This window comes from Burkholderia ubonensis subsp. mesacidophila (assembly GCF_002097715.1).
In the GTDB taxonomy this organism is placed as follows: domain Bacteria; phylum Pseudomonadota; class Gammaproteobacteria; order Burkholderiales; family Burkholderiaceae; genus Burkholderia; species Burkholderia mesacidophila.
Genome location: NZ_CP020737.1, coordinates 1,818,681 through 1,838,870 on the forward strand (window position 1 = coordinate 1,818,681; position 20,190 = coordinate 1,838,870).

The window sequence follows — 20,190 nt, forward strand, 5'->3', positions numbered from 1 at the left end:
GATTGCAGGCCGAGCATCTGCGGTTCCGGAAGCAGGCCGGCGCGCCGCGCGCGCTGCATTGCTTCGTGCTCGACTGTTCGGCGTCGATGCTGTCGTTCGAGCGGCTTGCGATGGCGAAGGGGCTGATCGTCGCGTACTTCGACCAGGCGGCGCGCGCGCGGGCGGAAACGGCGCTGATCTGTTTCGGCGGGACCGGTGCGGAGCGCCGGTTCGGGCCGGCGGTGCCGAGGTGGTGGAACGCGCGCTGGCTGGAGCCGGTGGGCGGCGGCGGCGGTACGCCGTTCGCGGACGGGATCGATGCCGCCGCGCAGCTGCTCGCGCGCGATGCGCGGCGCGCGCCGGACAAGCAGCGGTGGCTGTGGGTGCTGTCGGATGGGCGGACGCGGGAAATGCCGGTGAAGCCGGCGGCGGCGGATCATGTCGTGTTCGTCGATTTCGACGATGCCGCCGTGAGGGTCGGGCGCGGGGCGCAGATTGCAGTCGAGTGGGGCGCGGAGTGGGTGACGCCGGAGGGGGTGGTGCGCGGTTGACGCTGCCCGAGTCGCCGGCGTGGGGGTGTCAGGATTTCCGTGTCCAAGGCGGGGATTTGATGTTGGGAAGGCAAGCTTGCGCAAGGCTGAGCGCGAAGCCTTGCAGTGCGCGCAGCGGCAGGTGAAAGACCTGCCGCAAACGGATTTATGCAGCAACGCCCAACAGACATTCCCAAATATGAGTGCAAGCGGCGTATCGTATTTGCATCTCCATTTTTCATCGGATGCGCATGAATTGTTATTGTTGCGGACGCCTCGCCTCTGAGCGAGGCGTCGTATTTAATTATTTATAAATTTACTCTCGAACTATTGTCGCGTTGGCGTAGCCTTCGTACCCGTAGCCAAGCATCCCGTCTGCGCGAACCTGGAAAACAACAATATCCGTTCCAACTCCCTCCACCCCCACCCATCCGGGGACGTTCATCGATGCGCCATAAATTCCTTGGATCTTGCTGCCAACCTTGACGGTGTAGACGTCAACTTTTCCCGTGATTCTTCCGGCGACATGTGTGATGATTGGCTGCGAAACACTACGAAGTGAAGCTGAGGGTTTTTGCTCTTGCGAAGAAGAGAGGGTCGTTCTGCTTTGAGGTGTGATGTCCATCTCGCGGCCGTTTTTATTTTCCGAATACCCAACCTTTTCCCATTTGCCGGAATTTCCGTCTCCCACATAGGAGAACGAGGCCAGGTAGACGGAATCATTGGCCCTCCAGCTAATGCTCAACTCGTCACCGTTCTTCACGTTGGTCCACGTGGGATAGGTGGTTTTGATTTCAACCGAAGAGAACGGGCTGTTTTGCGAATAGATTGCGGATGCGTCACCGCTTTTTTTGATGGCGTAAGCGATGGAATCGTAATCGCTTGCGGAATTTCTCTGGAAATTCAGTTTTTTCAGAAGGCTGTCTATGTCGGATTGGCCTTGAGCAGTTTGAATTGTTGTTGCGATCCTGTCGCGGCCCGGTGCCCCGGATTTAGGAGAAATTTCCGATGCTGCTGAGAATCCGGCTGCCGAAAATAACGCAAGTGAAGAACACAGAATCAATGCTGCTTTCTTGACTTTCATGAGCGCTCCAATTTGATGAGGTGCGCCTTGCATTTTGAAAATGAAAGACGCTGATTGAGGCTACAGGGATTATGGAAGAATTCAAACTGTTACCTTTGCTAGGGAGTTGAAAGGCGGGCGATTCTGGTGATGTGGGCTCTGGTAATCCGATGAACTTTCCGCCGTCCGGAATTCTTGTTTTATTGGAATGGACTGATTGTGGAGATTTTGTGGGGGAATAAGTGGGCGCCTTCGATATGGACCAAGCTGCAGGTTTGGCTGTATCCGGCCCCGACCGGCCTTCGGTGCTGCATGCGTGCATTCGGCTCGGCGAACAACTGGATCATTCTCATGGTTGCAGGACGAATCCTGAAATCGAGAGCCGTCCGGATCTCACCGGCGGTTCGCGTCAGCCCTTTCGTATGGGAGGCGACCGTTCGTATCACACGCCGTCGTTTGCGCGACATCTCCGCATGCTGCTATCGTTACGCGACCCGTAATCATCGGAGGAATTCGTGTCGCTGACCCACCTTCTCGTACCGACCTTCACCCAGTTCCTGCGCGGCCTGTCGTCGTGGCTCGACAAGGCCGCCGCCCATCGTCAGGCGGCAGGCGCCGAGCCGGATGCGCTGCTGTCCGAGCGGCTCGCCGCCGACATGTATCCGCTCGCGGCCCAGGTCCGGTTCGCCTGCTTTCAAGCGCTCGAGCCGGTCTGCCGGTTGCGCGGCGAACCGCTTCCGGACACGCTGCTGGCGGTGCGGCAAGAAGGATGGAACGCCAACGCGCAGCCGGGCACGTGGTCCGATGCGAAGGCGCGCATCGACGACGCGCTTGCGCTGCTCGACGGCCTGTCGCCTGACGCGCTCGACGCGGGCGGCGCGCTGCCGATCGCGCTCGAAATGCCCAACGGCGTCGTCTTCGACATGACAGGCGAGCAGTACGCGCGCGACTGGGCGCTGCCGCAGTTCTACTTTCACGTGGTGACCGCGTACGCGATCCTGCGCAACCAGGGCGTCGAACTCGGCAAGGCGGACTACGTGTCGTACATGCTCGCGTATCTGCGGCCCGGCACGATGCCGCAAGGCTGATCGCATCCGGCATGACGCGAGCACTCTTCATCTGCAGCCGGAACCGGCTGCGAAGCCCGACTGCGGAAGAACTGTTTGCCGGCTGGCCGGGCATCGAAACGGATTCGGCCGGCGTCGCGCCCGATGCGGAGTCGATCGTGTCGCGCGAGCAGATCGCGTGGGCCGACATCATCTTCGTGATGGAGCGCTCGCACAAGGCGAAGCTGTCGAAGCAATTCGGCGCAGACTTGCGGAACAAGAAGATCGTCTGCGTCGACATTCCCGACAAGTACGCGTTCATGCAGCCGGAGCTGATCGCGCTGCTCGAGCGAAGGGCCGGGAAATTCCTGCGATCGTGAACGGCGGGGCGCCGAGCGCCCCCGCGTCCGGGCTCAGCGATCGCCGTCATGCCATGTATGAACCTGCTTGCCGTCCTTCCGGAGCAGCGCCGACCTCAGCAAGCCGAACCCTTTCAGCCGGAAGAACATCGCGAAGTAGGCCTGCTCCAGCGCCTCCCAGGTGTCGTAGGATTCCGCGACGCCATCCGCGCCGTCGCAATAGAGGTCGCCGTTGGGCTGACCCGCGAACGGTTTGGATGTCCATGCGCCGATCAACGGCGCCTTCCAGAGGTCGCCCTTGATCGACCGGAGCACGGGTTGCGTTCCGGTCGTCTCCGGGGCGAACGCAATCAGCTGGCGCTCGTTGTCTTCGACGTGCAGCCTGCCGCATGACGGGCATTGATAGCAGGCGCGTGCATACGACCAATCGAGGCGGCCGCGCGACTCGCTCGCTTCGGCAAAGTCCTCCCAATCCTGATCAGCGATCAGACGCGCCTTGTTGGCGAGGAAATCGGTTTGGTCGTGGATGACGGTTCCGCAAGCGCAGGTGAAATTCATGGGTATCGGTGGTGGTTTCGGAAATCGCTTCGGTTGGCCGAAGTACAGCCTGAACAGGCGGACCGGATGATAGCAGCGCGGTTCCGCGTCGCGCCGAAACGACACCTCGCGCAAGCATCGCTGCGAAAATCCCCGCGCGCACGCCGGCCTATTTATGGCCGGATATAGTCAGGCACCAGAAGGCGACGACGCGCGGGCTCAGGCCCACTGCGCGTCGCGACCTGAGCAGAACAATATTGGCTACGGGTGTAATGACATGAGCGGTTTCGACAAGACCACTTCCGGATCGATCGGAGGACTGATCGCGGGCATCGCGATGATTGCCGCCGGCATCGGCGTCGGCATGTATCCGGGGTTGCGGCACGGCCCGGCGCGGCTGAGCGAGTTCGTGGCCGTCGGCGTCATGATGCTCGGCGTCTTTGTCGTCGTGTATCAAGGCCGCGAGCTGCGGCGCAAACGATTGCGCTGACGAACGCTTTCGAACTGCTCGCCGTTCCCGGGCTGCTTCAATACGCACCGGCGCTCGACAGCAGGTCGTCGACGATGATCTCGCCGGCCGTGCGCCCTGCGCTGAGCGCGTCCAGGCTGTCGGCGAACGGTTTCCCGCGATCGTCCGCGAGCCTCAGCGGCGAGAAGAAGATCGACGACGTATTGCCCTCCCGCACCTGGACCACGGCGACGTAGCCGGGGGCCGGCGCGGCCATGTCGACCGCCTCGGCCGGCTGATGCTCGCAGCGCACTTCGATCGTGTATCCGCGGTAGGTGTACAGGCTCGTCATGTCGGGCTCGCTATAAGTGGCGCGACGTCATGCGCGCGCCGTGGGGACAACCGGCTTCGTACGCACGGCATCGGCGGGAAACGCGATGCCGATCGCCGCGGTCCGCGTGACGACGGACGGCGGCTCGATGATGAATCCTGGCGGGCGCGCACGCGCGCGATGCTCCGCGCCTGCCGCACGCGAGCCGCTTGCAACAGGCCAATGACGGGTGACTGCATTTCGTCGGACATTTCGGCATGCCGCTGCCGACGACGCGTTCGGCGGCCGTTCTTCCCGGGACGCATGAAGACGCGTCCGACCGGGCGTCCACAGACCGCGCATTGCCGAAAGAATAGGTTAACTCGTGCGGAATGGTGAGCACAAATTGCATCGCCATCCGAAACAATCGATGGCGTGCCGCCGCTGCTTCACGAATACCGGTAGATCCCGTGCCGCGCCGGCCTGGCATGCCGCACGTGGTGGCGATGCCGCTTGACTGCCGCGTGGCGGTGATGCCGGTGCGCGCTCGCGTGCGGCCGCCGCGGCGCGGGCCGCGACGTCGGCACCGCGCCCTGCGGCAACGGCGGGGTCTGCATCGCGCCCGGCAGCGGCGCGGGTTGCGCCGGTTGCGCCGCGCCTTGCGGCTGCGTCCGGCCTTCGCCGAATTGATAGGTCTGGGTCTGCGCATGCGCGACGCTCAGCGTCGCCGCGATCGTCACGGCGGCCAGCAGCAGGCGATTCATGAAAGCTCCGGATTCTGGACCGTCGGAATGCCAGCTTAGCGAACGGCGGCGCGTCGCAGCAACCGGATTCCGATCCGTGCTGCACCCGGCTTGCCCGACACGCCTCCGTCGCGCACGTGCTCGTGCGATCGGCACTTCCACCGCTTGACACAAAAATTCCCATGCGTGAATATAAATTCACGTACAAGAATTTATTGCTCAATCGACCGGAGCAGGAGCGAGACACATGGCGGAACACGAGCAGCAGGGCGCGCTGACGGGCTTGCGCATCGTCGATCTGTCGCGGGTGCTGGGCGGCCCTTATGCGACGCAGATCCTTGCCGACCACGGCGCGGAAGTGATCAAGGTCGAGCCGCCGTCGGGTGACGAGACGCGCACCTGGGGGCCGCCGTTCGAAGGCGACACGGCGTCGTATTTCCTCGGCGTGAACCGCAACAAGCTCGGCGTCGCGCTCGACCTGTCGCAGCCGGCGGATCGCGAACGGCTGCTCGGGCTGCTCGAGCATGCCGACGCGCTCGTCGAGAACTTCCGGATCGGCACGATGGAGCGCTGGGGGCTCGGCTTCGACGCGCTGCATGCGCGCTTCCCGCGGCTCGTGGTTTGCCGCGTGTCGGGCTTCGGCGCGGACGGGCCGCTGGGCGCGCTGCCCGGCTACGACGCGGCGGTGCAGGCGTTCACCGGGCTGATGAGCGTGAACGGGGAGGCGGGCGGGCCGCCGCTGCGGATCGGCGTGCCGATCGTCGACCTCGTCACCGGGCTGAATGCCGCGCTCGGCGTGCTGATGGCGCTGCGCGAGCGCGACGCGAGCGGCAAGGGGCAGCTCGTCGAGGCGACGCTGTTCGACAGTGCGCTGTCGATCCTGCATCCGCACACGCCGAACTACTTCCATTCGGGCCGCGAGCCCGTGCGCACCGGCAACGCGCATCCGAACGTCACGCCGTACGACCGCTTCCGCACCGGCACGGTCGACATTTTCGTCGCGGTCGGCAACAACGGGCAGTTCGCGGCGCTGTGCGCGGAGCTCGGCGCGCCGGCATGGCCCGACGATCCGCGCTTCGCCGACAACCGCGCGCGCAACGCGAACCGGGCGGCGCTGCGCGCGTTGCTCGAAGCGCGGTTCGCCGCGCACGACGGCGCGGCGCTCGCCGACCGGCTGATCCGCCGCGGCGTGCCGTGCGCGCCGGTGCTCGGTCTCGCGGCCGCGCTCGACCATCCGCATACCGCGCATCGCGCGATGCGGGTCGAGCTCGGCGACCATCGCGGGATCGCGTCGCCGATCAAGCTCGGCCGCACGCCCGCGACGTACCGGTTGCCGCCGCCCGCGCTGAACGAGCATGCGCAGCAGGTGTTCGCGCCGGTCGACGAGCGCGCTTCCTGATCCGATCCGCTCCCGCGCCATGGCGGCGTGGCGTGGCGAAACAAGCACAGCCGGTTCGCGCCGGCGCACGCACACCTACCCGAGCCCCGGTCGTCCGCTCGCACCGCGGCGCGCCGGGAGAGGAGACGCATCATGCTCGCATTGACCGGCACGCTCGCCATCGTCGCGCTGTTCGTCCTGATCATCACGAAGCGCCTGTCGCCGCTCGTCGCGCTGATCGCGGTGCCGACGGTCGCCTCGCTCGCGGCCGGCTTCGGGCTGTCGACCGGAAAATTCATCGTGCAAGGCGTGCAGAACATCGGGCCGATCGCCGGGATGTTCGTTTTTGCGATTCTTTTTTTCGGGATCCTCACCGATGCGGGCATGCTGGATCCGATCATCGCCGGCGTGCTGCGGCTGATCGGCTGCCACCCGCCGCGCATCGTGATGGGCTCGGCGCTGCTCGCGCTGCTGATTCACCTCGACGGCTCCGGCGCGGTGACGTTCCTGGTCACGTTGCCGGCGATGATGCCGCTGTACGCGAGGCTGAACATGGACCGGCGCATCCTCGCGTGCGTCGCGTCGATGGCGGCGGGCGTGAACTTCCTGCCGTGGGTCGGGCCGATGCTGCGCGCGTCGGCCGCGCTGCATATTCCGGGCACGGCAATCTTCATGCCGATGGTTCCGGTGCAGATCGTCGGCCTCGCGTTCGTGTTCGGCACCGCGTACGTGCTCGGCGCGCGCGAGGCGAAGCGGCTCGGCCTCGATCGCGCCGGCGCGGCGGCGGTCGTTTTCGCGCCGCGCGAGCTGACGGACGCGGAGCGCGCGCTGCGCCGCCCCGGCCGTTTCTGGATCAACGCCGCATTGACGCTCGTCGTGCTCGGCATGCTGGTGTCCGGCATCGTCGATCCGGTGGTGATGTTCATGCTCGGCACGGTCGCCGCGCTCGTCATCAACTACCCGGACGTGCGCGAGCAGCGCGCGCGGATCGACGCGCATGCGAAGGCGGCGCTGATGATGGCGAGCGTGCTGCTCGCCGCGGGCGCGTTCACCGGGATCATGTCCGGCACGGGGATGCTGAAGGCGATGGCGGAAGTCGTCGTCGCGCACGTGCCGGTCGAGCACGCGCGCCACCTGCCGTTCGTGCTCGGCCTGCTGTCGATGCCGTTGAGCCTGCTGTTCGATCCCGACTCGTTCTACTTCGGCGTGCTGCCGGTGCTCGCGGAAAGCGGCAAGCTGCTCGGCGTGCCGCCGATCCAGATGGCGCAGGCGGCGCTGCTCGGCCAGATGACGACGGGCTTCCCGGTGAGCCCGCTGACGCCGGCGACCTTCCTGATCGTCGGCCTGACCGGCGTCGAACTCGCCGAGCACCAGAAGTTCACGATCCCGTTCCTGTTCGCCGCCACCGTGCTGATGGTGTTCGCCGCGGTCGCCACAGGCGTGTTCCCGTTGTGAGCGGCGCGGCCGCCCACGTTTCCCGAGAGGCTTCCCATGCAATTCGACCTGACCGACGACCAGCGCGCGATCGAAAGCGCGATCGAGAAAATCTGCGCGCGCTTCGGCGACGACTACTGGCTCGAGCGCGACCGTGAAGGCGGCTTTCCGGCCGATTTCCATGCGGCGCTCGCGCAGGCCGGCTGGCTCGGCATCGCGATGGACCCCGCGTACGGCGGCGCCGGGCTCGGCATGACCGAGGCCGCGTTGATGATGCGCACGATCAGCGCGTCGGGCGCGGGGCTGTCGGGCGCGTCGGCCGTGCACATGAACATCTTCGGGCTGAACCCGGTGCAGGTGTTCGGCACCGACGCGCAGAAGGCGCGCTTCCTGCCGCCGCTGATCGCGGGGCGCGACAAGGCATGCTTCGCGGTGACCGAGCCCGACGCGGGCCTCGACACGACGCACCTGACGACGCAGGCGCGGCGCGACGGCGACCATTACGTGCTGAGCGGCCGCAAGATCTGGATCTCGACCGCGCAGGTCGCGAACCGGATGCTGATCATCGCGCGCACGACGCCGCTCGAGCAGGTCGCGAAGCCGACCGACGGGCTGAGCCTGTTCTATACGGATCTCGACCGCACGCGCGTCGAGGTGCGCGAGATCGAGAAGATGGGGCGCAAGGCGGTCGATTCGAACATGCTGTTCATCGACAACCTGCGCGTGCCGCGCGACGACCTGATCGGCAACGAGGGCGACGGCTTTCGCTACCTGCTGCACGGCCTCAACCCGGAGCGGATCCTGATCGCCGCGGAAGCGATCGGGCTCGGGCAGGCGGCGCTGCGGCGCGCGACGCAGTATGCGCGCGAACGCGTCGTGTTCGGCCGGCCGATCGGTCAGAACCAGGCGATCCAGCATCCGCTCGCGCAGGCGTGGATGCAGCTCGAGGCCGCGTGGCTGATGGTGATGAAGGCCGCGACCCGCTACGACGCGGGGCAGCCGTGCGGCGCGGAAGCGAACGCCGCGAAGTACCTTGGCGCGGAAGCCGCGTTCCAGGCCTGCCAGACGGCGATCGCGACGCACGGCGGGATGGGCTACGCGAAGGAATACCACGTCGAGCGCTACCTGCGCGAGTGTATGATTCCGAGGCTCGCGCCCGTGAGCCCGCAACTGATCCTGTGCTACATCGCGGAGAAGGTGCTGGGCCTGCCGAAGTCGTACTGACCGTATCGACCGGGCGGCCCGTTCACGGCGCGGCGACCTTCCACCGTTTCGATCGCTCGTCATGGACGTCAAACTTGTCGCTCGGACGCTCGACCTGTTCGAGCTGTTCGCCGCCGAACGGCGGCCGCTGCCGCTCACCGAACTCGCGCGCCTGCTCAACGTGCCGGCGTCGAGCTGCCTCGCGATGACGCGCACGCTCGTCAGCCGCGGTTACCTGTACGAAGTGCGCAAGCGCGGCGGCTACTATCCGACGCGCCGCCTGCAGACGATCGCCGCCGCGATCGACGCGACCGATCCCGTGGTCGACATGGTGCATCCGCACCTCGTCGCGCTGCGCGACGCGAGCCGCGAAACCGCGGTGCTCGGCAAGATCCAGGGCGCGTCGGTCACGTACCTGGACGTCGTCGAATCGGAGCAGGCGATCCGCTATACGCGCCAGCCGGGCGAACTGCGTCCGCTGCATGCGAACTCGATCGGCAAGGCGATCTTCGCGGAATTGCCGGCCGACGCGCAGCAGGCGCTCGGCGGCGCGCTGTCGTTCGAGCGCTTCACCGCCGCGACGGTGGCGAATCTGGCCGCGCTGATCGAACAGGCCGCGCGGTGTCATGCGCAAGGGTGGGCCGACAATTTCGGCGAGAGTGCGCCGGAACTGTCGGCGGTCGCGGTCGCGCTGCCGATCGACGGCGACTGGTACGGCCTGTCGATCGTCGGGCCGACGGAACGGATTCGCCGGTATCACGACGCGCACGTCGCCGCGCTCGTCGACGAGAAGGCGCGCCTGCTCGCCGAGCACGCGCGCGGCTGAACGCTCGCGGTGAGCGGGCAGGGCCGTCGAGCCGCGCTCGCTGCCGGCCGGGCCGCGCCGGCGCAGACTGACGCCGACACGGCCCGATCAAGGGGCACTTGAGCGCGTCACCGGCCCGCGCTAACGGCCCGCATGCGCGCCGTCACGACTTCACCCACACGCCGCCCGCGCTCGGCGTATCGCCCTGGGTCCACCATTTCGCGCAGTACTTCGCGCCCTGGTACATCACGCACGCGCCGGCCTGATAGGCGGTGGTCGCCGACCAGGCCGGGGTGCCGCCGTTCACGGCCTTCCACACCGACGACTGGCCGGGAATGTCGCCCTTGGTCCACCATTGCGCCTGGTAGGTGACACCCTGATACGTGACCGTCGCGCCCGCGTTGTAGACCTGGCTCGCGGACCACGGCGCGCCCGGCTGCGGCGTGCCACCGCCATCCGAGCCGCCGCCGTAGTTCGGGTCCTGCGTGACGCCGGTGCCCCACTTGGCGTCGAGCTTCTTGAAGATCGACGCGAACGCGTACGGCTGCTGCGTGACGCCCGAGCAAATCGGCGACGCATAGCCGCTGTTGCTGTCGCACTGCTTGTCGCGGGTCGACGACCAGTAGCTGATGAAGCCGTAGCCGTTGTTGACGGCCGTGTTCAGCACGCTTTGCGCGTTGTCGAGCGTGAACGTCTCGCCCTGCGTGTCGTTCACGCCGATCATCGGCGTGACGCCCACCATCTGCCACAGCTGCGAGCTGCTCTTCGGCTGGCCAGCGGACTTGTACGCGGTGTCGAGCTGCGAGTAGAGTCCCTGCGCCGCGCTGATCGCGGCCGCGCCCATGTCGATGCCGGCGGGGCCGTAGTCCATCGTCATCACGTTCACCGCGTCGAGGTTGACCTGGCTCGCGATCGCCGCGTTGAGGACGTTCAGGCCGTCCTGGATGAGCCCGGTCGGCATCACCGGCAGCGTCAGCGTGACGTGCAGCGGCTTGCCCTTCGCCGCATAGTCGGCCTGCAGCTGCGCGACCGCCTGGAAGTTGCGGGCGACGGCCGCCGAATCCAGCTGCGACGAACCCTCGATGTCGAAGTCGACGTGCGTGAGGCTGTACGTGTCGATCACGGTCTGGAGCGCGGTCTTCAGCGCGGGGACGCTCGTGCACGCCTGCATCAGCGGTGTGCCGTTCGCGCCGCCGAACGACACGGCGACTTCGCCGCCTTTCGCGCGATAGTTCGTGATGGCGGTGCCGATCGACGTGAGCAGGTCGCCGGTCGCGCCGTTGCCGATGGCCTGTACGCCACCCCACGACGGCGTACAGCCGTTGCCCGCGACGACGAACGCGAGCGTGAATTGCTGGATGCCTTGCTGAACGCCGATGCGGTCCACGAGCGGCGTCGGGTAGAGCGTCACGTCGACGTAAGGCGCAAAGGCGCCCGCCGCCTGCGACACGCTCGCGCCGGCGAGCAGACAGCCCGCGGCGATCGCGCGCGGGATGAGATGCGACAACACGCTGTTTTGCATTGTGTTCTCCATGGTGATGAGCGATACGCCGGTGCGTATCACCGCCGTAATCGGACCGGGCATGGGATGGACCCGGACGGCGGCGTGCTCATCTTGGAGGATTGCAGATCAGTCGTGAATCCTTAATTACGTTTTTATTTTGTTTGGATCGCGGTGCGAAACAATTGCGTGAATTCGCTACGGCGCCGGGCACACGGCCCGGCGCGCATTCAGCGATACCAGCGCGGCGTGTAGACCCAATCCCGTCCATTGTTGACGGAAAAGCGCCGCGTGGTGGACGAGCCGACGATCACCATCGTGCGCATGTCGACCTGCTCGGCGCGCAATGCGCCGAGCGTCGTGTTGACGAGCGTCGCGCCGGGCCGGCCGATGTCGCGGCCGAGCACGACGACGGTGTCCGCCGCGCGATGCGCGCGCACGACGTCGAGTGCGCGATCGAGCTGCCACGGCCGTGCGCGCGAGATCGGGTTGTAGAACGCCATCACGAGATCGGCCTCGGCCGCGTGCGCGAGGCGCGTCTCGATCACGTCCCACGGCTTCAGGTTGTCCGACAGCGAGATCACGCAGAAGTCGTGGCCGAGCGGTGCGCCGGCCTGCGCGGCGGTCGCGAGCGACGCCGACACGCCGGGCTCGACGCGCAGGTCGACCGCGGCCCAGCGCGCATCGCGCGCTTCGTCGAGCGCTTCGAGCACGGCCGCGGCCATCGCGAACACGCCCGGGTCGCCCGACGACACGACCGCGACCCGGCGGCCCTCGGCCGCCAGCTCGAACGCATGGCGTGCGCGCTGCATTTCCTCGCGGTTGTCGGTGCCGTGCACGCGCTGGTCCGCCCGGAACGGGCCGGCCATGTTCACGTAGGTCGTGTAGCCGAGGATGTCGGTCGCGTCGGCCAGCGCCGCGCGCGCGGCGGGCGTCAGCCATGCGGCGGCCCCGGGCCCGAGGCCGAGCACGGTGAGGCGGCCGCGCGCGCGGCCGAGCGTCGCCGCATCGACCGGCTGCGCGGCGACCGCGCAGGCCATTCCGTCGAGCGGGGCCTGCCGCGTGTGCGGCACGCGCAGTGCGCGGTCGAGCACGTCGGAGGCGGTCGCGTCGGGTTCGGCGTCGGCTTCGGCATCGACGAAACGCAGCGGCGCGCCGAGCGCGTCGGCGGCCGCTTCGAGCGCGGCGTCGCCGACCATCGTCGCCGGCGCGACGAGCGCGGCCAGCGCTTGCGGCGCGAGACCCTGTGCGTCGAGCAGCGCGCCGATGCGCACGTCGAGCGGGGTGTCAGACGCGGGCAGATGCGCGCTGATGCCGATCACCACGCTGCGCGGATGGATCACGAGCTCGTCGCGCGCGCCGCGCCACGCGAGCGGCGTGACGCGGATCGCATGCGCGGCCATGTCGTCGCGCGGCAGCGCGACGTCGTCGAGCCACGGCGCGGCGCCGTCGATGCGCGTCGCCGCGCCCGCGAGCAGGTCGGACACGAAGCGCTTGCCTTGCGCGAGATCCGCGAGCGCGTAGCCGTCGGGCGGGTTGAGCACGCACGCGCCGAAGCGCAGTTCGCCGCTCGTCGTGATCGCGGGCGCGACGCCGAGGCACTCGGCCAGCTCGCGCGCGATCAGGTTCACGCCGGTCAGGCCGCCGAGCAGCGGCACGACGGCCGAGCCGTCTTCCGCGACCGCCAGCACCGGCGGCTCGACGCCCTTGTCGGCGAGCGCGGGCGCGATGCAGCGGATCACGATGCCGGCCGCGCACAGCGCGACGATCGGCAGGCCGCGCGCATACAGTTCGCGCAGATGCGCGCCGAGCTCGTCGAACGGCACGTCGGCGGCGACGCGCGACGCGAGGCCGTGCACCTGCGCGCCCGGATAGCGCGCCTGGATGCGCCGCGCGGTGTCGAGCGCGCTGGCGCCAAGCACCACGATCGCGGGCGGGGTCGTCATCCTTGCCATTTTTCCCCCGGCACGACGAGCAGCGAAAAATACGGCGACGCCATCGGATCGACGGCGTCGAGCGGCACGATGCGCTGGTTCGCCATCGTCGCGCGCTCGACGTACAGCGCGCGCTTCGCGAGGCCCAGTTCGTCGAGCACGCGCCGCACCTTGTCGAAGTTGCGGCCGAGCTTCATGATCACCGCCGCGTCGGCCTGCGCGAGCCGCGCGCGCAGCTCGTCCTCCGGCAACACGCCGGACAGCACCGACAGGCTCTGGTTGCGATACACGAGCGGCTGGCCGAGCACGGCCGTGCCGCCGAGCATCGAGCACACGCCGGGCACGACCTCGGTGTCGTAGCGCGGCGCGAGGCGGTCGTGCAGGTACATGTACGAGCCGTAGAAGAACGGATCGCCTTCGCAGATCACCGCGACGTCGCGGCCCGCGTCGAGATGCGCGGCGACGACGTCGGCGGCCGTGTCGTAGAAGTCGGCGATCACGGTTTCGTAGCAGAGCGGCGGCGGCAGCGCCTCGGTCGTTACCGGGTAGACGAGCGGCAGCTGCACCTGCGCGTCGCGCAGATGCGCTTCGACGATGCCGTACGCATTGCCTTTCTTGCCCTTCGCGACGAAATACGCGACCACCGGCGCGGCCTGCAGCAGGCGCACCGCCTTCAGCGTCATCAGTTCGGGGTCGCCCGGGCCGACGCCGAGGCCGAACAGGCGTCCGCGCGCGGCCGTCATTCGACCTCCGTCGCGAGCGCGTTGACCGCGGCGGCCGCCATCGCGCTGCCGCCGCGCCGGCCGAGCAGCGCGACGTACGGCACGCCGCGGCTGTCGGCGGCGAGCAGCGCCTTCGATTCGGCCGCGCCGATGAAGCCTACCGGGAAGCCGAGAACCAGCGCGGGGCGCGGCGCGCCCGCGTCGAGCATGTCGAGCAGATGGAACAGCGCGGTCGGCGCGTTGCCGATCACGACGACGCTGCCGGCGAGGTGCGCTCGCCACAGTTCGAGCGCGGCGGCCGAGCGCGTGTTGCCGAGCTGCTGCGCGAGGCCGGGGACGCCGGGCTCGCCGAGCGTGCAGAGCACGCGATTGCCGGCCGGCAGCCGTGCGCGCGTGATGCCTTCGGCAACCATCTTCGCGTCGCAGAGGATCGGCGCGCCGGCGGCCAGCGCTGCGCGGCCCGCCGCGCCTGCGCCGGTGGAGAAGCGCAGATCGTCGACGACGTCGACCATCCCGCACGCGTGGATCACGCGCACCGCGAGTTTCTCGAGGTCGGCCGGGATGCGCGACAAGTCGGCCTCGGCGCGGATCGTCGCGAACGACTGGCGGTAGATTTCCTGCCCGTCGCGTATGTAGTCAAGCATCGGTGGTGTCCTGGCTTTGCCGCGTATCGCCCAGTCGGGCCGCGGCTTGGTCGATCGTCAAGTGGCGCGCGAGCGGGGCGCCGAGGCCCGCTGCGTCGTCGCGCCGGTAAAGGTCGTAGCGCGCCGGCGCGACTGCGACGAGCGTGTGCGCCGCCGGATGCGGCAGCGCGCAGTGGCGCTCGCACCCGGTCAGGTGCGCGTCGAGCGCATGGCCGACGCGCGCGGCGAGCGCGAGCGCGTCGCGCTTCGTGTCGGCGCGCGCTTTCGCGCAGCCGGCGCTGCCCGCGCAGGCGACGAGCTGCGCGAGCGGATGGGTCGGCTCGCAGACGAGGCCGAGCGCGGCGAGCGCGTCGCGCAGCGCGGGCGCGTCGGCGGCGGCGACGCCGTGGACGAACACGCCTTGCCACGGCGTCATCGACAGCGTGCCGTCGCCGTGGGCGTCCGCGAGCGCCGCCAGTCGTTCGAGGCGCTCGGCGTCGAGACGGCCGAGCGCGAATTGCGCGCCGACGCTGCAGCGCGCGGCGTCGCGCGACGGGCGCGCGCCGAAGCGCAGCGCGGGCGCGGACGGTGCGCGCCGCCATGCGGCGAGCGCGGGATCGGCGGCAAGCGGAAACGGCAGGTAGGTCTGTGCGCGTTCGAGCAGCACGCGTTCGCCGCACGTGGCGAGCAGCGCGCGCATGCGCGTCGCGTCGGCCGGCGCGAGATCGAGGAACGCGAGCATCAGTGCCCGCACGAGCGCAACGGCGTCGCCGGGCGCGACGTCGGCGCACGCGGGCGCAGCGTCGGGGGCGACGGGCGGACAGCCGGCCAGCCCGGCCGCGACGCGCACCGCGCCGTCGCGGCGGCGCCACGCGGACAGCCAGATGTCGTGCGGATGATCGAGTGCGGCGACAGCCTCGCCGCCGTCGAGCTGGATCGAGAATTTCGGCGACAGCTCGAACCGGCGCGGCTCGCGCGCGAGCATGTCGAAGATCGGCGCGGCGAGCGCCGCGCTGTCGATGAGCGCGGCGGGGTCGCGTCCCGCGAGCGGGCTCAGCAGCAGGTTGCGGACGTCGTCGCTGGCGGCGAGCGCGGCGGCGTCGCCGCCGGCGTCGACGAGCGGGCCGAGGCCGGCGCCGAGCAGCGCGGCGGTCAGCGCGGGCGCTTCGCCGTCGCGGATGCCGCGCAATTGCAGGTTCGCGCGATTGGTTGCCTCGATCACCCCCGAGCCGTGCGCGCGGGCGACGGCGGCGATTGCCCGCGCCTGCCGCGCGTCGACGCGGCCGCCCGGCAGCTTGATCCGGCACAGGCCGCCGTCGGCGGCCGGGACGACGCGCACGAGCCCCGGGCAGGCCGACGGGCGCACGACGGGCAAAGCGGACGGAACAGGGATGGAATTCAACGGGGCACCGTGGCAGTGTCGCGCCGCGGCCAACGCATCGGTACACCCCGCCCGATGCCGGCTGGCACGCACGCACTTTCAGGCCGGCAGGTCTCCTGGCTGACAGGTCGACGCCCGCTCCAGGCCTTCCCGGACAAGCCAGTGGCGCGAGATGGAGGCGGGCTCGCTGACTACAGTTGCGGGGGCAGCCACAGCGGCGCGGCACGCGCCCTGTGTTCCCTCTTCGGCCCCGAAGGGCACCGGCGATCGAACGCTGTATTATGCCTTTTTTCGCAACACAGACATACGCGCGGCCCGCAGGCCGCTTGCGGCAACACAACGGAACGACGAACGATGGGGAAGGGTGCATGACGGCGTGGCTGACGGTGGTGGGTATCGGCGACGACGGTTACACGGGACTCGGGCGCGCCGCGCGCCGCGCGCTGCTCGACGCGACGCTCGTGGTCGGCGCGCCACGGCACCTCGACATGTTGCCCGCGCGGCTCGCGGCTGCGCGCGAGGCATGGCCGTCGCCGTTCGATCTCGCGGGCGTGCTCGCGCGCCGCGGGGCGCCCGTCTGTGTGCTCGCGAGCGGCGACCCGATGCTGTTCGGCGTCGGCGCGACGCTCGCGCGCCAGCTTGCGCCCGGCGAATGGCGCGTGCTGCCCGCGCCGTCGTCGCTGTCGCTCGCCGCGGCCCGTCTCGGCTGGGCGCTGCAGGACGTCGGCGCGGTGTCGCTGGTCGGCCGGCCGCTTGCGACGCTCGCCCGCCATCTGCTGCCGGGGCGGCGCCTGTTCGTGCTGAGCGCGGACGGCCGCACGCCCGCCGTCGTCGCGGCCGAGCTGACCGCGCGCGGCTTCGGGCCGACCCGCATCAGCGTGTTCGAACATCTCGGCGGCCCGCTCGAGCGGCGCATCGACGCACTCGCGCACGACTGGTCGGTCGACGAGACCGCGGCGCTGAATCTCGTCGCGCTCGATTGCCGCGCGGCGGCCGACGCGCCGCGCCGCGCGCTGACGCCCGGCCTGCCTGACGACGCATACCGCCACGACGGACAGCTCACCAAGCGCGACATGCGCGCCCTGACGCTCGCGCGGCTCGCGCCCGCACCGGACGAACTGCTGTGGGACGTCGGCGCGGGCTGCGGGTCGATCGGCATCGAATGGATGCGCGTGCACCCGTCGTGCCAGGCGATCGCGATCGAAGCGCACGCGGAACGGCAGCGCTTCATCGAACACAATCGCGACGCGCTCGGCGTGCCGGGCCTGCAACTCGTCGCGGGGCGCGCGCCCGATGCGCTCGCGGGGCTCGCCGCGCCCGACGCCATCTTCATCGGCGGCGGCGCGACCGTGCCGGGCGTGCTCGACGCCTGCTGGTCGGCGCTGAAGCCGGGCGGCCGGCTCGTCGCGAACGCCGTGACGCTGCAGGGCGAGATCGCGCTCGCCGCCTGGCGCGACGCGCACGGCGGCACGCTCACGCGCGTGTCGCTCGCGCACGCGGAGCCGCTCGGCCGCTTCGACACCTGGCGGCAGCCGTTGCCCGTCACGCTATACGACGTGTGCAAGCCGGCGCAGACCGACGCGACGGCGGCGTGATGCGCGACGAAACCCCCGAACAACCCGCGCCGCTGCGTTTCGGCTACACGACCGGCAGCTGCGCGACCGCGACCTCGCTGGCCGCCGCGCGGCTGCTGTTGACCGGCCACGCGGGCGACGCGGTCGAGATCGTGCTGCCGAAGGGACAGCGCGTGGTGATGCGCCTCGAGTTCTGCCGGTTGATCCGCGACGGGGCCGACGGCGCGGAGGCCGGCACGATCAAGGACGCCGGCGACGATCCGGACGTCACGCACGGCGCGCTCGTGTTCGCGCGCGTCGCGCTCGCGGCGGCGCCCGGCGTGCGCTTTCATGCGGGGCCGGGCGTCGGCACGGTCACGCGCGCGGGACTCACGCTGCCGGTCGGCGAGCCGGCGATCAATCCCGTGCCGCGCCAGATGATGACGACGCACCTGAGCGCGCTCGCGGCCGAACACGGCCATGCGGGCGGCTTCGACGTGACGATCGGCGTCGAGGGCGGCGAGGCGATGGCGCTGAAGACGATGAACCCGCGCCTCGGCATCGTCGGCGGGTTGTCGATCCTGGGCACGACCGGCATCGTGCGGCCGTTCTCGTGCTCCGCGTACATCGCGTCGATTCATCAGGGCATCGACGTCGCGCGCGCGAACGGCGTCGCGCACATCGCCGCGTGCACCGGCAACGCGAGCGAGGACGCGATGCGCGCGCACTACCAGCTGCCGGACATGGCATTGATCGAAATGGGCGATTTCGCGGGCGCGGTGCTGAAGCACCTGCGGCGCGCGCCGGTCGCGCGGCTGTCGATGTGCGGCGGCTTCGGCAAGCTCAGCAAGCTGGCGGCCGGCCACCTCGACCTGCACAGCCGCCATTCGAGCATCGACCTGCCGCTGCTCGCGCAATGGGCCGCGCAAGCGGGCGCGAGCGACGCGCTGCAGGCAGCGATGCTTGCAGCGAACACGAGCCAGGAAGCGCTGAAGCTCGCGCAGGCGGACGGCGTGCCGCTCGGCGACATCGTCTGCGCGCACGCGCTCGCCGTCGCGCGCGACATCGTGCCCGCGTCGGTCGCGGTCGAGATGTTCGCGATCGACCGGCAGGGCCGTTTCGTCGGGTGCGCGCGATGAGCCCGCGCATCCTGCTGCTCGGCGGCACCGGCGACGCGCTGAAGATCGCGCGCGCGCTCGGCCCGCGCCACGTGTACAGTCTCGCGGGGCTTGGCAAGGTGCCCGGCGATCTCTCGTGCGAGGTGCGCGTCGGCGGCTTCGGCGGCGCCGCGGGGCTGGCCGCGTACCTGCGCGAAGCCGGCATCGGCCTCGTGATCGACGCGACGCATCCCTATGCCGCGCGGATCAGCGCGAACGCGGCCGCCGCCGCGCGCGACGCGGGCGTGCCGGTGTGGGCGCTGCGCCGCGCGCCGTGGCAGCCGCAGCCGGGCGACGACTGGCGGATGGTCGACGACTGGGCCGGCATCGAGGCCGCGCTCGCGCCGTTTCGCCGGCCGCTGTTCACGCTCGGCCGCGAGCCGCTCGCGCATCTCGACGCGATTCCGGCGCACCAGTTCTGGCTCGTGCGCTGCCTCGAATCGCATCCGGGCAACGCGCGCGCGCAGATCGTCGCGGCGCGCGGGCCGTTTTCGCTCGACGGCGAACGCGCGCTGTTCGCGCTCGCGGGCATCGACGTCGTCGTCAGCAAGAACAGCGGCGGCGCGGCGACCGAAGCGAAGCTCGATGTTGCACGCGAACGCCGGCTGCCGGTCGTGATGCTGCGCCGGCCGCCGCTGCCCGACGCCGATCGCGCGTTCGATTCGGCCGCCGCGCTGCTCGACGCGCTCGATCCGGCCGCGCGCGCGTGACGCCGGATCGCGGGTCGTTCCCATGAACTGACGGAGTGTTTTCAATGACGGTGTATTTCATCGGCGCGGGTCCCGGCGACCCGGAGCTGATCACGGTGAAGGGCCAGCGCCTCGTGCGCACGTGCCCGGTGATCCTGTATGCGGGGTCGCTCGTGCCCGCGGCGGTGCTCGACGGGCATCGCGCGGAGCAGGTCGTCAACACGGCGGAGCTCGACCTCGACGCGATCGTCGCGCTGCTCGCCGCGGCCCATGCGAAAGGGCAGGACGTCGCGCGCGTGCACTCGGGCGACCCGTCGCTGTACGGCGCGATCGGCGAGCAGATCCGCCGGCTGAAGGCGCTCGGGATTCCGTATGAAATCGTGCCGGGCGTGACGGCCACCGCCGCGTGCGCGGCGACGCTCGGCTGCGAGCTGACGCTGCCGGGCATCGCGCAGACGGTGATCCTCACGCGCTTCGCGGGCAAGACGACGATGCCCGAGGGCGAGTCGCTCGGCTCGCTGGCCGCGCACCGCGCGACGCTCGCGATCCATCTGGGCGTGCGGCATCTCGCGCGCATCGTCGACGAGGTGCTGCCGCATTACGGGCCGGATTGCCCGGTCGCGGTGATCTACCGCGCGAGCTGGCCGGACGAGGCGCGCGTGACGGGCACGCTCGCGGATATCGTCGGGAAGGTGCAGGGCACGCGCATCGAACGCACGGCGCTGATTCTCATCGGCCGCGTGCTCGATGCGCAAGGGTTCGACGATTCGACGCTCTACGCGAGCGCCGACTGAT

The 20,190-nt window shown here is 69.5% G+C and carries 21 protein-coding genes and 1 riboswitch; of the genes, 12 read left to right on the forward strand and 9 right to left on the reverse strand.

What is annotated here, in order from left to right:
• The first annotated feature begins 2 nt into the window (after positions 1-2).
• On the forward strand, positions 3-530 hold the full coding sequence (locus B7P44_RS08595) for a vWA domain-containing protein (RefSeq protein WP_084902847.1): 528 nt from the start codon (positions 3-5) through the stop codon (positions 528-530).
• Between the two features lie 295 nt (positions 531-825).
• Here the strand turns inward: B7P44_RS08595 and B7P44_RS36215 are convergent, their stop codons facing one another.
• Positions 826-1,593, reverse strand: coding sequence for a hypothetical protein (locus tag B7P44_RS36215; RefSeq protein WP_133118117.1), 768 nt, complete (start codon positions 1,591-1,593; stop codon positions 826-828).
• Between the two features lie 494 nt (positions 1,594-2,087).
• On the opposite strand from B7P44_RS36215, the gene B7P44_RS08600 reads away from it, so the two are divergent.
• Together B7P44_RS08600 and B7P44_RS08605 are read left to right on the forward strand one after the other, a co-directional pair.
• On the forward strand, positions 2,088-2,660 hold the full coding sequence (locus B7P44_RS08600; RefSeq protein WP_084902850.1) for a DUF1993 domain-containing protein: 573 nt from the start codon (positions 2,088-2,090) through the stop codon (positions 2,658-2,660).
• Positions 2,661-2,671: 11 nt separating this feature from the next.
• Positions 2,672-2,998, forward strand: a complete 327-nt coding sequence (locus B7P44_RS08605; protein WP_084902853.1) for a low molecular weight protein tyrosine phosphatase family protein — start codon at positions 2,672-2,674, stop codon at positions 2,996-2,998.
• 33 nt (positions 2,999-3,031) lie between these two features.
• Here the strand turns inward: B7P44_RS08605 and B7P44_RS08610 are convergent, their stop codons facing one another.
• On the reverse strand, positions 3,032-3,535 hold the full coding sequence (locus tag B7P44_RS08610) for a DUF8617 domain-containing protein (protein ID WP_084902856.1): 504 nt from the start codon (positions 3,533-3,535) through the stop codon (positions 3,032-3,034).
• 256 nt (positions 3,536-3,791) lie between these two features.
• On the opposite strand from B7P44_RS08610, the gene B7P44_RS08615 reads away from it, so the two are divergent.
• On the forward strand, positions 3,792-4,004 hold the full coding sequence (locus tag B7P44_RS08615) for a hypothetical protein (protein ID WP_084902859.1): 213 nt from the start codon (positions 3,792-3,794) through the stop codon (positions 4,002-4,004).
• 37 nt (positions 4,005-4,041) lie between these two features.
• Here B7P44_RS08615 and B7P44_RS08620 read toward each other — a convergent pair whose 3' ends face one another.
• Entirely contained in the window at positions 4,042-4,314 is a 273-nt protein-coding gene (locus B7P44_RS08620) for a hydrogenase maturation factor (protein WP_084902861.1), read from the reverse strand.
• Between the two features lie 407 nt (positions 4,315-4,721).
• Positions 4,722-5,036, reverse strand: coding sequence for a hypothetical protein (locus tag B7P44_RS08625; protein ID WP_084902863.1), 315 nt, complete (start codon positions 5,034-5,036; stop codon positions 4,722-4,724).
• Positions 5,037-5,262: 226 nt separating this feature from the next.
• On the opposite strand from B7P44_RS08625, the gene B7P44_RS08630 reads away from it, so the two are divergent.
• From B7P44_RS08630 to B7P44_RS08645, 4 genes are all read left to right on the forward strand, one after another.
• Entirely contained in the window at positions 5,263-6,414 is a 1,152-nt protein-coding gene (locus B7P44_RS08630; RefSeq protein ID WP_084902866.1) for a CaiB/BaiF CoA transferase family protein, read from the forward strand.
• 132 nt (positions 6,415-6,546) lie between these two features.
• Positions 6,547-7,848, forward strand: coding sequence for a CitMHS family transporter (locus tag B7P44_RS08635; protein WP_084902869.1), 1,302 nt, complete (start codon positions 6,547-6,549; stop codon positions 7,846-7,848).
• Positions 7,849-7,884: 36 nt separating this feature from the next.
• Positions 7,885-9,051: an acyl-CoA dehydrogenase family protein gene (locus B7P44_RS08640; protein ID WP_084902872.1), complete on the forward strand. Its 1,167-nt coding sequence runs from the start codon at positions 7,885-7,887 to the stop codon at positions 9,049-9,051.
• Between the two features lie 61 nt (positions 9,052-9,112).
• Positions 9,113-9,856: an IclR family transcriptional regulator gene (locus B7P44_RS08645; protein WP_084902874.1), complete on the forward strand. Its 744-nt coding sequence runs from the start codon at positions 9,113-9,115 to the stop codon at positions 9,854-9,856.
• Positions 9,857-9,998: 142 nt separating this feature from the next.
• Here B7P44_RS08645 and B7P44_RS08650 read toward each other — a convergent pair whose 3' ends face one another.
• The 5 genes from B7P44_RS08650 to cobG all read right to left on the reverse strand — a co-directional run bounded on the left by B7P44_RS08650 (position 9,999) and on the right by cobG (position 15,981).
• Entirely contained in the window at positions 9,999-11,357 is a 1,359-nt protein-coding gene (locus B7P44_RS08650) for a chitinase (protein ID WP_084902877.1), read from the reverse strand.
• A 209-nt stretch (positions 11,358-11,566) separates the two neighbouring features.
• On the reverse strand, positions 11,567-13,282 hold the full coding sequence (gene cobJ, locus B7P44_RS08655) for a precorrin-3B C(17)-methyltransferase (protein ID WP_084902881.1): 1,716 nt from the start codon (positions 13,280-13,282) through the stop codon (positions 11,567-11,569).
• Positions 13,279-14,013 (reverse strand): precorrin-2 C(20)-methyltransferase, encoded by a 735-nt coding sequence (locus tag B7P44_RS08660; RefSeq protein WP_060324582.1) that lies wholly within the window; start codon positions 14,011-14,013, stop codon positions 13,279-13,281. The genes cobJ and B7P44_RS08660 overlap by 4 nt, the downstream gene beginning before the upstream one ends.
• Positions 14,010-14,636: a precorrin-8X methylmutase gene (locus tag B7P44_RS08665; protein WP_084902884.1), complete on the reverse strand. Its 627-nt coding sequence runs from the start codon at positions 14,634-14,636 to the stop codon at positions 14,010-14,012. Before B7P44_RS08665 ends, B7P44_RS08660 begins: the two co-directional genes overlap by 4 nt.
• Positions 14,629-15,981 (reverse strand): precorrin-3B synthase, encoded by a 1,353-nt coding sequence (gene cobG / locus B7P44_RS08670; RefSeq protein WP_331251267.1) that lies wholly within the window; start codon positions 15,979-15,981, stop codon positions 14,629-14,631. The genes B7P44_RS08665 and cobG overlap by 8 nt, the downstream gene beginning before the upstream one ends.
• Positions 15,982-16,085: 104 nt before the next feature.
• A riboswitch (cobalamin riboswitch) is annotated at positions 16,086-16,276 on the reverse strand.
• Between the two features lie 88 nt (positions 16,277-16,364).
• On the opposite strand from cobG, the gene cbiE reads away from it, so the two are divergent.
• From cbiE to cobM, 4 genes are read left to right on the forward strand one after another with little or no spacing between them, the layout of a single operon-like run.
• A complete protein-coding gene (cbiE, locus tag B7P44_RS08675; protein WP_084902890.1) occupies positions 16,365-17,591 on the forward strand; it encodes a precorrin-6y C5,15-methyltransferase (decarboxylating) subunit CbiE in 1,227 nt (408 codons plus the stop codon).
• A complete protein-coding gene (locus B7P44_RS08680; RefSeq protein ID WP_084906533.1) occupies positions 17,591-18,688 on the forward strand; it encodes a cobalt-precorrin-5B (C(1))-methyltransferase in 1,098 nt (365 codons plus the stop codon). The genes cbiE and B7P44_RS08680 overlap by 1 nt, the downstream gene beginning before the upstream one ends.
• Positions 18,685-19,416 carry a cobalt-precorrin-6A reductase gene (locus tag B7P44_RS08685; RefSeq protein ID WP_084906531.1) on the forward strand — a complete coding sequence of 244 codons (732 nt, stop codon included), beginning with the start codon at positions 18,685-18,687 and terminating at the stop codon, positions 19,414-19,416. Before B7P44_RS08680 ends, B7P44_RS08685 begins: the two co-directional genes overlap by 4 nt.
• 44 nt (positions 19,417-19,460) lie before the next feature.
• On the forward strand, positions 19,461-20,189 hold the full coding sequence (gene cobM, locus B7P44_RS08690) for a precorrin-4 C(11)-methyltransferase (RefSeq protein ID WP_084902893.1): 729 nt from the start codon (positions 19,461-19,463) through the stop codon (positions 20,187-20,189).
• The last annotated feature ends 1 nt before the right edge of the window (position 20,190 follow it).